This is a genomic window from Chamaesiphon sp. OTE_20_metabat_361 (assembly GCF_031364565.1).
On record NZ_JANLWO010000137.1, the window covers coordinates 1 to 5618 of the forward strand.

General features: G+C 46.7%; 7 protein-coding genes and 3 pseudogenes. 4 read left to right on the top strand and 6 right to left on the bottom strand.

Annotated elements, in window-relative coordinates; genetic code table 11:
• Positions 1-642, bottom strand: a pseudogene (locus RMO35_RS03830) (alkene reductase); the annotation flags it as partial.
• A gap of 325 nt (positions 643-967) precedes the next feature.
• On the opposite strand from RMO35_RS03830, the gene RMO35_RS03835 reads away from it, so the two are divergent.
• Positions 968-1282 carry an ArsR/SmtB family transcription factor gene (locus tag RMO35_RS03835; protein ID WP_396135029.1) on the top strand — a complete coding sequence of 105 codons (315 nt, stop codon included), beginning with the start codon at positions 968-970 and terminating at the stop codon, positions 1280-1282.
• Positions 1283-1322: 40 nt separating this feature from the next.
• Here the strand turns inward: RMO35_RS03835 and RMO35_RS03840 are convergent, their stop codons facing one another.
• Positions 1323-1484, bottom strand: coding sequence for a hypothetical protein (locus RMO35_RS03840; RefSeq protein ID WP_309738676.1), 162 nt, complete (start codon positions 1482-1484; stop codon positions 1323-1325).
• 191 nt (positions 1485-1675) lie between these two features.
• On the opposite strand from RMO35_RS03840, the gene RMO35_RS03845 reads away from it, so the two are divergent.
• Positions 1676-1846, top strand: coding sequence for a hypothetical protein (locus tag RMO35_RS03845; RefSeq protein WP_309738677.1), 171 nt, complete (start codon positions 1676-1678; stop codon positions 1844-1846).
• A gap of 161 nt (positions 1847-2007) precedes the next feature.
• Positions 2008-2262 (top strand): UPF0158 family protein, encoded by a 255-nt coding sequence (locus RMO35_RS03850; protein ID WP_309738678.1) that lies wholly within the window; start codon positions 2008-2010, stop codon positions 2260-2262.
• A 103-nt stretch (positions 2263-2365) separates the two neighbouring features.
• On the opposite strand, the pseudogene RMO35_RS25165 reads toward RMO35_RS03850, so the two are convergent.
• From RMO35_RS25165 to RMO35_RS03865, 4 genes and pseudogenes are all read right to left on the bottom strand, one after another.
• Positions 2366-2541: pseudogene (locus tag RMO35_RS25165) on the bottom strand (aldo/keto reductase); the annotation flags it as partial.
• Positions 2542-2589: 48 nt separating this feature from the next.
• On the bottom strand, positions 2590-3504 hold the full coding sequence (locus RMO35_RS03855; protein WP_309738681.1) for an NAD(P)H-binding protein: 915 nt from the start codon (positions 3502-3504) through the stop codon (positions 2590-2592).
• Between the two features lie 51 nt (positions 3505-3555).
• Positions 3556-4290 (bottom strand): SDR family oxidoreductase, encoded by a 735-nt coding sequence (locus RMO35_RS03860; RefSeq protein ID WP_309738682.1) that lies wholly within the window; start codon positions 4288-4290, stop codon positions 3556-3558.
• Between the two features lie 53 nt (positions 4291-4343).
• Positions 4344-4580, bottom strand: a pseudogene (locus tag RMO35_RS03865) (SDR family oxidoreductase); the annotation flags it as partial.
• A 173-nt stretch (positions 4581-4753) separates the two neighbouring features.
• Between RMO35_RS03865 and RMO35_RS03870 the strand changes: the two are divergent.
• The coding region (locus RMO35_RS03870; RefSeq protein WP_309738686.1) for an AraC family transcriptional regulator at positions 4754-5618 on the top strand (865 nt) is incomplete at its 3' end.

Consider the following 5618-nt stretch of genomic DNA (forward strand, 5'->3'; position numbering starts at 1 on the left):
CGTCGCATCCAATACTTCTAGCAACAACCGAGCGCGATTTTCGACAGCACCACCATAAGCTCCGCTGCGTTGATTCGAGCCATCCCGCAGAAATTCATCCAATAAATAACCATTCGCGCTGTGGATTTCCACACCATCAAATCCCGCTGCTTGGGCATTTACCGCCGCTGCTTTAAAACCAGCAATAATCGTCGGTATTTCGGCATCCGTTAATTCGCGAGGAACGGTATAAGGAAACTTCCCATCTGGAGTATGGATTTCATCATTGGTAATGGCGATCGCACTCGGCGCAACTGGCACCTTACCACCATTCAATAATGGATGACAAGCCCGCCCACCATGCCAAATCTGGAGGAAAATTAGACCGCCGTTGGCATGTACCGCATCCGTGACTTGCTTCCAGCCAGCTACCTGAGCCTCGTTATAAATTCCTGGTTCTGCGCCAAATGCCGAGCAACCATCCATTGCAGCGGTAGCCTCAGCAATAACTAGTCCCGCACTCGCCCGCTGGCTGTAGTGTTCCGCCATTAGCGCCGTCGGTACGTGGTCATTGTCTGCCCGACAGCGCGTCAAGGGTGCCATCAGAATCCGATTGGGGAGAGTCAAAGCTCCCATTTGTAGCGGTGTAAATAGCTGGGTCAATGTCATAAGCTAACTAAATAATGAAGGGCTGGATTAGTCTGCTGTAAGTAATTCGATAGTTCGATATTCTCGAATTATCAAACTATATCAATTTACATGGCATAATGCAAGTAGGGCAGTATCCACATTCTCGTTGGCGTAGCCTCTGTCTTGTCTTGATTCGCTAAACCCTCTCCTTCGGAGACGCTGCGCGAACGGGAAGCCCTGCGTATCGCGAATCGCTGACCCAAACACATGGGTCGGGAACCTCCGCGTGATTTCAGTCGCTCCCCTGGAGAATCGCGCCTCACCCCATTCCCCCTCAGCACCGCCGAAGCTCCATCCCATGCGCCCCTTCTATCATCCCCAATCTGAAGATATTACCCTTGTCGGCGTGCTATATGCGCTAGGCGATCCCGTGCGATTGCAGATCGTCCACCGACTAGCTCAGACTGGGGAACTAACTTGCTCGGATCTAGACTGCGCTGTCGCCAAATCTACCATGTCCCATCATTTCAAGATTTTGCGAGAATCGGGACTGGTATTCACCCGCAAAGAAGGCACTCAACATATCAACACCCTCCGCTCTGACGATCTCAATAGGCTGTTTCCAGGATTACTTACAGTAGTTTTGCAGGTGCCGATCGCAACTGCTGCGTAAATCGTCACAAAATCTCAATTGTTTGCGTTCAAATCGTAAACTAAATAGATAATTGAGCCGTTGTTGTCGATACGCGATCGTCTAGAGCATCAATACTAGATATTGGCACAGTTACAACTTTTAGAAATTTACCTGTGGCATTGTAAACTTCTAAAATGCAACCTTCTTCACCACCTGCTGGATGAGGTACATAGTCATTCAATAGCGCGATGTCCCCTTTTTGCGGAGGGAACCTCCGCGTGATTTGGGTCGCTTTTTAAGGAGGATTTAGATCTACGATTCACATCAAAAAACTTTTTCAGGTATCCTCTAATAAGCCAGAATGCTTTCATTGTAAGTTACTTAGCGGTAAGATATCTCAGCTAGACCCCCGATCGCCAAGTTCAAATTTGCATGAATGCAGCAGAAAGTAAACGAGTTGAAGATTTCCTGACTAAGTGGTTGGGTTCCGAGGGGAACGAACGGGCAAATTATCAGACCTTTTTTGGCGATCTATGTGTGGCTCTAAATGTACCAGCACCGCCACCCAAAAGACAGCGAGGCAGGCGATCGCTACTGTTTTGACAGAAACATCAAATTTTTTAGTGAGAAGGCTAAGACGACGCGATTTGCGGACTTTTACAAAGAGTCTCACTTCCTGATTGAAGCCAAGCAGGGGAGTACTAATTCGAGTAAGGGGCACGGTAAATGTTCCACACATGGGATCTCGTGATTCTTACGAGGACATGAAAGATTTTATAGATACAGTTACAAACGAAACTCTTCAAAAGCTACTTTGTGTAGCGATCGACGGGAGAGGTGCTTTCGGTCGATTCAAAGATGTGCTTCGAGACTATGAAGTTGAAAGACAAAACTGGTTTGATTTTTCGGGTAATCGAGAATTAACAAGAGTTGCAGAATGGCTTGAAAGTAATGGATTGACTCCTGAATTAAAAGAAGTGCCAATAAATTGGCTTTCACTGTCAAGCAGCTTCATTTGATGTCGATCGTAACGCGTTCCGGCGATCGCCGTGGGGGAAATCATAGCTTCAATGTGGGTCAATTCTGCTGAGGACAAGTCCACACCAAGGGCTACCAATGATTCGGCACATGCGGATCGAGGCGAGCCAAATGGTAGATGTCGATATAATCTACGCACAGGTGTTTGAGGCTATAGGCAGCAAAGTTTTTTATAGAGGAGGGTCGCCCATCTACCCCGTTCAGCCGCCATCAGGAGCACGTAAAGCTCCAAATTTAACCGAGAGCAGCGCACGATTGCGGCGATCTTTGAGTGCTTTACTAATCGTTTGTGTAATGGTGTCGATTTTTTAAAAAGCAGCAGCAAATTCTTTGGCAAAATCTGCCAGCTTGACTTTGCCCATCACCGTTGGTTTATTGCGGTAATAATCTTCTGCTAATAAACCACTATGAAGACTGGCATACATTTCCACTAAACCAGCAGCAATTTGTGGATTCATTCCAGCAGATTTTAAACTACCGAGCATTTGTGCGTTGCTAACAATTATCCATTTCAGTTCGGGTTTGCCAATTGCCGCACCTAAAATACGCGCAGTTTCGTTAGCTGTAAGTTCTTCACTTGCTACATAACGTACTTTTCTACCAACATGCGGTGTTGCTATTTCTTCAGCAATTACAGCCGCAATATCGATTGGCGAAACCCAAGGGATCTGGTCATCTGCACCGTAGTTAGCGGCGATCGTTGGCGAGGCCTCTCCTCTGGAGAATCCCACGGCTTTTATCGTATCTACATAGCCAAATAAATTATAGTAGAAAGAAGTAGGACGCAGATGAGTAATGGCTACATCTGATGATAATTTGTTGAGAATCTGCTCTACATCGTGAGCACCAAGTAAAATCCCCGATCCTTTCTCTAAATGAGCACCAATGCTACTTAGGTTTACTACACGTTTTACGCCCGATTGCTCGATTGCTCGTGCATAGTTATTGCCGAGTCGGCGATAATATGCCAGTAGGTCGAGATTAAGATCGAAGTAGTTATTTGGCGGCACCATACAATACACCGCATCTGCACCACTAAAGGTGGACACCAAGAAATCGACTTCTTCCAATGAGCCAATGGCGGCGGTGGCTCCCAAGGCTTCGATGTCTGTTTGCTTTTCCTTTGTGCTACTAATAACCGTCACCGCGTGACCTTTTGCTACTAACTCTTTTGTCAGTGGCTTGCTGATGTTTCCGAGCGAACCTGTGACGATAACTTTCATGAGTACCTCATTTGGTATGGTTTGATTGGTTGGAGGGTTAACTATCCAGAACTACCACAGGCTCTCTCCCGTTTCTGGGCTGTTGTCATCACTCAAAAACTTTCCGGTCGGGCCGTCAGCATCGATGGTGGCATATTTCACTAACCGCGCGGCGGCATCTTCTACAGTCCCAGGGCCACTGTGCTGGTTGAAATCTGTGGCAGTATATCCGGGATCGACAGCATTGACTTTAAACGGTGTATCCCGCAATTCGGAAGCCAGAACGATCGTGTACATATTGAGTGCCGCTTTTGATGAGTTATAAACAGCCGCTTTAACGTTGTAATACTTCCAATTAGGGTCGTTGTGTAGGGTGAGCGAACCCAAACCTGATGTTACATTCACGATACGGGGTTGGGCGGACTTTTGTAGCAAATCTATGAAACCCTGGGTAACTCTGACAACACCAAACAAATTTGTATCAAACACCTGCTTAAAAACAGCTATGTCCGTATTGGTTGGTTGAGGCATGGCACCACTGATACCAGCGTTATTAATCAGTACATCCAATACTTCGGTTTTTTTGCCGATTTCGACTCTTGCTGCCTTTACCGATTCATCATTGCTGACATCTATTTGAATGACTTCGAGATTATTCAAGCTTTCGGCTTTGAGCTTTTCGACAGCTTCTAGACCATTCTCTAAATTACGGCTGCCTAAATAGATGTAATATCCCTGTTGCAACAGTTGACGGGCGGTTTCAAAACCAATACTTTTATTGGCTCCGGTGATTAGTGCTGTTTTCATTTTGATTGTTCAGAGCGACCGAGGGTGCGGTAGGATGTGAGGCTCATTGGATTCTTTCCCGATCTGCGTTGGGTCACATCGAGAGCTTGGTATTCAGCGATGCCACCATCAGCGTGAATTTCCTTAGCGATTGTTTCTAATCGTTGGCGTAGCCTCTCAGAATGAGAATCGATCCGCCGTGCGCCCAAAACTACTTTCGCGCCATTTTTTGCCAATAATTTGGCAGTAGCTTCACCGATGCCGCTACTAGCTCCAGTAATGATAACAACTTTATTTTCTACGTTTAACATGGTTGTTTTTTCTGTTTGATGCCGATGAATTCATAGTAGAAGCAGCAGCCCCAGTTTTAAATACACAGACCTCGCCGTTTATTGCCTAATCCTCCAAGTCAAGCTTTTGGGCAGAGATTAGATACGTTAGAATGCTCAAAAGGAAACGAGCGAATCCTGACGGAGTAACTAGGATGACGATAGGCATACTCAACCACAGTCCGATCTCGGAGCGATGTCTCGAACTAGCAACACTCGTAACCCGACACACCGACGGCAAGGGGAACGGTTTTCATCAGACAGGGATCGATCGATTAGAGTTTCAGCGCGAATCTGCTGCGCCAGTCTGCCTCCACGGTGTCAGCACTCCGATCCTCGCCATCCTCTTACAAGGCAAAAAGCAAGCATTACTGGGGGAGGAAACTTATAATTATGGCGCGTCTCAATATCTGGTCGTCTCGATCGATCTACCGATTAGCGGATTTGTAGTCGAGGCAACTCCAGCTCGGCCATATTTAGGCTTCAAGTTAGACTTAGATCTGCATCAACTTTGCGATATTATTACCGCTCAAACCAAGCCAAGTGCGAGGAAGCCAGAGAATTCTGTGAGAGGATTGTTTGTCAGTACCGCCGACACCAGCTTACTCGATTGCGCCCTAAGACTGACTAAACTATTGGATACACCCCAAGATATCCCGATCTTGGCTCCGCTGATTATCCACGAAATTTACTATCGCTTGTTAATGGGCGAACAAGGTGAAGCTGTCCGCCAGATTGCGACATCGGGTAGTAAGATGCAACGGATCGCCGAGGTTATTCAAGTTATCAAGACCGATCTGACTCGATCGATGCGAGTTGAGGATTTGGCAGATCGAGCAAATATGTCTGCTTCATCTTTCCATCATCATTTCAAGCAGGTGACATCGATGAGTCCGTTGCAATATCAAAAGCAATTAAGGCTACTCGAAGCCCGTCGCCTGATGCTGGCGGAAAATTCCACTGCGACGATTGCTGCCGATCGAGTAGGCTATGAGAGCACCTCACAATTTAGTCGTGAAT